This window comes from Erwinia mallotivora (assembly GCF_000590885.1).
GTDB classification, from domain to species: Bacteria; Pseudomonadota; Gammaproteobacteria; order Enterobacterales; family Enterobacteriaceae; genus Erwinia; species Erwinia mallotivora.
Genome location: NZ_JFHN01000032.1, coordinates 1 through 4571, shown reverse-complemented (window position 1 = coordinate 4571; position 4571 = coordinate 1). Strand labels below are relative to the sequence as shown.

Annotated in this window: 1 protein-coding gene and 1 pseudogene; both read left to right on the top strand. The window is 65.9% G+C overall.

The window, feature by feature from the left end; translation table 11 throughout:
• Positions 1 to 1815 (top strand): annotated as a pseudogene (locus BG55_RS05840) (condensation domain-containing protein); the annotation flags it as partial.
• 119 nt (positions 1816 to 1934) lie between these two features.
• Positions 1935 to 4571 (top strand): type I polyketide synthase (locus tag BG55_RS05835; RefSeq protein ID WP_152542650.1); only part of this gene is annotated, 2637 nt, incomplete at its 3' end.

The window sequence follows — 4571 nt, the reverse complement described above, 5'->3', positions numbered from 1 at the left end:
GTGGCCGCCGTGTGGCGGCAACTGCTGGCGAGCAACGATATCTGGCGCGACAGCCACTTCTTCCGGCTGGGCGGCGACAGCCTGCTGGCTACCCGTCTGACCGGTGAACTGAGCCGGGCCGGCTGGCAGGCGACGCTGGGCGACCTGTTCGATTTCCCGACGCTGTCGGCATTTGCCGCCACCGTCAGTCGTCAGCAGGGCGCTCAGGCGGAAACACTGCCTCATGATGCCGACGGTCGTTACCGCCCTTTCCCGCTGACCGCAGTACAGCAGGCCTATCTGGTGGGCCGACAGCCCGGTTTCACCCTGGGCGGCGTGGGATCGCATTTCTTCGTTGAGTTCAGCGTGGCCTCGCTGGATGTGGCACGGTTTGAGCAGGCGATTAACCGGCTGGTGGCCCGTCATGATGCTCTGCGCACGGTGATCGCTGGCGACATGCAGCAGGTGCTGCGCGACGTGCCGCCGTTTGTGTTGCCCTGCCATCGGCCCGACGATTTAAACGGCCCCGCCACGCTGGCCCTGCGTGAGCGGCTGTCCCGTCAGGTGCTGGACCCCACCCGCTGGCCGGTGTTTGACATCCAGGCCGCGCAGGTGAGCGATGGCGGCGAGGCGCGCCTGTGGATCTGTCTCGATAATCTGCTGCTTGACGGACTGAGTATGCAGATCCTGCTGGCGGAGCTGGAGAGCCTTTATCTCCAGCCTCAGCAGCCCCTGCCCGCGCTGGAAGTGGGCTTTCGCGACTATCAGCAGCATCTGCGCCAGCGCGAGGCAAATCCGCTCTCGCAGGCTTACTGGCAGCGTCGGCTGGACACTCTGCCGCCCGCGCCGCGCCTGCCGCTGACGGACTCCCCGGCGCAGATCGGCGTCCCGCACTTCTGCCGTCTGTCAGGCCGTCTTGCCGCCGACCAGTGGCGGGCGCTGAAAACCCGCGCCCGCGATGAGGGGCTGACGCCATCGGCATTACTGCTGTCGGCCTGGTGCGCCATTCTCTCTGCCTGGGCCCGCCAGCCCGCGCTCTCGGTCAACCTGACGCTGTTTGACCGCCAGCCGCTGCACCCGCAAATCGAACAGGTGCTGGGCGATTTCACCTCGCTGCTGCTGCTGGCCTGGCAGCCACAGCCGGACTGGCGTGGCAGTGCTCACCGCTTGCAACAGCGCCTGCGGCAGGATCTGCTGCACCGCGAAGTCAGCGCCATTCAGGTGATGCGTCAGCTGGCGCAACGCCACGGCGAGGTAGCGACCGCGATGCCGGTGGTATTTACCAGCGCGCTGGGTTTTGACCAGCATCGTTTCCTGGCGGAAAGCGGCTGGATGCAGTCCGGCTGGGGGATATCGCAGACGCCGCAGGTGTGGCTTGACCATCAGGTGTATGAATCGGAAGGCGAGCTGCGCTTTAACTGGGACTATGTGCAGCAACTGTTTGCCCCTGAGCAGATCGGCGCGGTGTTTGAGCGTTATCTCACCCTGCTGCAACGGCTGGCGCAGGATGAATGCGCCTGGTCACTCTCCCTGCATCAGCTGGTTCCGGCAATCACCGACGCTGTGCCGCAGGCGCAGCCTGTGCCGGTCAGGCACAGCCTGCCTGCCGACGGCCAGTCCGCCGCCGCGCCTGCCCAGCCGGATAGCGCGCTGGTTCGCCAGCTGTGCGGCCATTTTCAGCAGGTGGTCGGGCAGCCGGTGCAGCCCGCACAGTCATTTTTCGATGCCGGGGCCAGCTCGCTGAATCTGGTGCGGCTGCATCTTCACCTGACGCAGCAGGGCCACAGCGCGTTACAGGTCACCGACCTGTTCGCCCATCCCACACCGCAGGCGCTGGCCCGCCATCTGCATGGCATCGCCGCTCAGGCGGCCAGTACCGATCCACTCAATGAGACGCGCCGCGATCTGCTGGCGCAGCGTAAAGTCCGGGCAGAACGCCGTCGTCGGAGCACATTATGACACCTGAACAGCTGTTGCATCATTACTATCCCGACAGTGAACCGCTGGCGGTTATCGGCCACGCCTGTCGCTTTCCTGAAGCCGGTAACAGCGATGCCTTCTGGGCAAATCTGCTGGCCGGACGCGCCTGCAACCGGCACTTTTCCCGTCAGCAGCTGCTGGAGGCCGGGACGCCAGCGGCGCTGATTGACGATCCGGCGTGGGTGCCATGGGGCACCGTGCTGGAAGACGCAGAGATGTTCGACGCCGAACTTTTTGGCTACTCCCGTCAGGAGGCCGAACTGATTGACCCGCAGCAGCGGCTGTTCCTGCAAATTGCCTGGCATGCGCTGGAGCACGCAGGCTACGCGCCGGGGTCGGTGACGCAGAAGACCGGGGTGTTTGCCGCCTCACGCATCAGCACCTATCCCGGCCGGGAGCCGCTTAAACTGGCGGAGGTGGCGCATGTGCGTAGCCTGCAATCGCTGATGGGCAACGACAAGGATTACGTCGCCACCAGGGTGGCGCACAAGCTGGACCTGCGCGGTCCGGCGATTAGCGTGCAGACCGCCTGCTCCAGCTCGCTGGTGGCGATCCACATGGCCTGTGAGAGCCTGCGTGCCGGTGAGTGCGACATGGCGATTGCCGGTGGCGTCGCCGTCTCCTTCCCGCAGATTGGGGGTTATCTCTGGCAGCAGGGAATGATCTTCTCGCCGGACGGGCAGTGCCGTCCCTTTGATGCCGATGCACAGGGCACCTTTGCCGGTAACGGCGTCGCCGCCGTGGTGCTGCGCCGTCTGGCCGATGCGCTGCGCGATGGCGATCCCATTGTTGCGGTGGTGTCCGGCAGCGCGGTGAATAACGATGGCAGTCAGAAAGTGGGCTACACCGCGCCGTCAGTGGCCGGTCAGCGTGAAGTGATCGCCGATGCCTGGAGTCTGGCGGGGGTCACCAGCCAGCAGATCGGCATGGTGGAAGCCCACGGCACCGCCACGCCGCTGGGCGATCCCATTGAGTTACAGGCACTGCATGGCGTGTTTCATGCCGCCGGTGAAGGACCGGCCTGCGCGCTGGGTTCGGTCAAAAGCAATCTTGGTCATCTGGACACCGCCGCCGGGATTGCCAGCTTCCTCAAGGCGGTGCTGGCGGTCAGCCACGGCACCATCCCGCCGAGTATTCATTTCAGCACGGCCAATCCGGCGCTGCATCTGGAACAGGGGCCATTTTTTGTGCCGACCGAGGCCCGGCGCTGGGACGATGCGGTGCGCATGGCGGGCGTCTCCTCTTTCGGCATTGGCGGCACTAATTGCCATATGGTGGTGTCATCACTGCCCGGCGCACTGCGTCAGCATGCGGAAAATGCCCCGCCGCCGCAGGACAGCGCGCTGTTACTCAGTGCCGACAGCGAAGCGGCATTGCGTCAGCTGGCGGCAGACTATGCCCGGGCGCTGCAACAGCAGCCTGTCGTTGATGTGGTACATACCGCGCTGCACGGCAGGGCGGTCGATCTGAACTGGCGGCTGGCGGTGCCGGTGTGTGCGGAATCAGCCGATGCGCTGGCGGCTTTCGCCGCCGGTGAGGAGGAGATCCTGGTGCAGTGCGGCCAGGGTGCGCCGGGCAAACAGGTGTGGCTGTTTACCGGCCAGGGATCGCAGTGGCCCGCGATGGCACAGAGCGGCTATGCGCATTCGCCCGCCTTTGCGGCGGCGCTCGACCGCTGTCTGGCGGTGTTCGACAGCGACGGCGACTATCAGCACAGGCTGCGCAGCGCATTGCTCGACGGCGCTGCCTTCAGTGAGATGGCGCTGGTGCAGCCCGCTATTGTGGCATTCGAACTGGCGATGGCGGCCCACTGGCAGGCTCACGGCCTGCTGCCCGATCTGGTCAGTGGTCATTCGGTGGGCGAATTCGCCGCCGCCGTGGTGGCCGGGCACTATTCGGCTGAGCAGATCCTGCCGCTGGTGCGTCTGCGCGGCACGCTGATGGACCGCTGCACGGGCGGAGCGATGCTGGCAGTGTTCGCCAGCGAGGCAGAAACCCTGCCGCTGGCACAGCAGCTGGGCCTCGATCTTGCGGTCTGTAACGGCGAACGCCATCTGGTCTTCTCCGGCGCGCAGGCGGCGGTGCAACAGATGGCCGCCACGCTCGAACAATCGGGTATCCGCAGCCAGCGCTTACAGGTCACCGGCGCGGCGCATTCGCGAATGCTCGATCCGATCCTCGACGAATTTCAGCAGGCCTGCCTGGCGTTACAGGCGCAGGAAGGCAGGCTGCCGCTGATCTCCGGGCTGACCGGGGCGACCGTCTCTGCGGCAGAATTGAATCATCCCACCTTCTGGCGGCGGCACATGCGCAACCCGGTGCGCTTTATTCAGTGCCTGCGCGGGGCGGTGGCCGACGGCGCAACGCTGTTTGTGGAAATGGGACCGGATGCCTCGCTGAGCGGCATCGGCCAGCGGGAACTGCCGGAGGCGGCGTGCTGGATCGCCAGCGCCAGGCGTCATCAGCCTGCGCCAGCCCTGCTGCGTCAGGCGGTGATGTCGCTGTTTACCGCCGGCGTCTCACTGCCCTGGGCAGCGCTGCTGCCTGCTGGCGGGCGAAAATGCCACGCCCCGCTCTATCCGTTCGCCCGTCAGCGCTACTGGCGGGAAGCC